Below are 1,308 nucleotides of genomic sequence, written 5' to 3' on the forward strand. Positions count from 1 at the left end.
ATCGAAAAACACGGTTTCCTTCTCACCCTGCAGATGGATGTCGAAGGTATAGGTCGGCACGCCGTTCTCCTCGCCGCGCGAAGCGATGAGGGTCGGCACCCTCACCTTGTGCTCGATGCGCGCCAGCACGGGACATTCCGCATTGGCCTTTTCCTCATCGGAGAAATACATGCGGGTATGGAGGCCGATATTGATGCCGCGCGCGACGATCCAGAACGTGACGTGCGGTGCCATGAGGCGGCCATCCTTATACGGCACCCGGCCCGGCTTGATCGTCTCGAACTTGTACTCGCCCGTCGTGCCGTCCGTCGGCTGGCGTCCCCATCCGGTGAAATGCGGGTCGGCCTGGCCGCGCTTTTCCTGCGGGCTGTTGTAGAGGCCTTGCGCATCCGCCTGCCAGATCTCGATCAGCGCATCCTTCAGCGGCGTCCCGCTGCCATCGAAGACACGGCCCTTGACGACGATGCGCTCGCCCTTCGTCTCTGGGCCCACGAGAACGAGACCGAGATCCTCGTTCCACACGCCGGTGATCTCGACCCAGTTCGGCGTGGCGCCGATATGGACGTAAGGCCCTGCGGTCTGGGAGGGAGACTCTTTCAACCTGTCGAGTTTCTGAACCATCAGTTTCCCTCCATGCGGTTCTCGAACAGGGTCGAGCGACGGCCGCGCAGGACGATGTCGAACTTGTAGGCGAGAGCATCCATGGGCAGCGTGCTCTCGCGGTCGAGCGCCGCGATCAGCTGTTCGACGGCTCGCCTGTCCGGGATCGTCGAGACGATGGGGCATTGCCAGATCATCGGATCGCCCTCGAAATACATCTGCGTGATGAGACGCTGCGCGAAGGCATGGCCGAAGATCGAGAAATGAATGTGGGCTGGCCGCCAATCGTTGACGCCGTTCGGCCACGGATAGGCGCCGGGCTTGATGGTGCGAAACCAGTAGCGCCCCTCCTGGTCCGTGATCACGCGTCCGCAGCCGCCGAAATTGGGGTCGAGGGGCGCCAGATAGGTTTCCTTCCTGTGGCGATAGCGCCCGCCTGCATTGGCCTGCCAGAACTCCACGAGAGCACCGGGCACCGGTCGGGCGTTTTCGTCCAGCACGCGGCCATAGACGACGATGCGTTGGCCGATAGGATCGCCGGTCTTGGCGAAGTTGCGGATCAGGTCGTTGTCGAGCGGGCCGAGCTTGTCGTGGCCGAATACCGGCCCCGTCATCTCCGAGATCGTGTTGTCGAGCGAGAGCAGCGGATATCGTGGGGAGCGCAGGATGGAGGTCTTGTATTGCGGCGTGAAAGCCGGCGGGTGCCAG

2 protein-coding genes are annotated in these 1,308 nt (G+C 62.9%); both read right to left on the reverse strand.

Features of this window, described 5'->3' with window-relative positions:
• Nucleotides 1–621 (reverse strand): protocatechuate 3,4-dioxygenase subunit alpha (gene pcaG / locus DC522_RS33550; RefSeq protein WP_116532701.1); only part of this gene is annotated, 621 nt, incomplete at its 3' end.
• A partial coding sequence (pcaH, locus tag DC522_RS33555) for a protocatechuate 3,4-dioxygenase subunit beta (protein WP_116532702.1) occupies nt 621–1,308 on the reverse strand: 688 nt, incomplete at its 5' end. The genes pcaH and pcaG, both read right to left, overlap by 1 nt.

Source organism: Microvirga sp. KLBC 81, assembly GCF_003075415.1.
Lineage (GTDB): Bacteria > Pseudomonadota > Alphaproteobacteria > Rhizobiales > Beijerinckiaceae > Microvirga.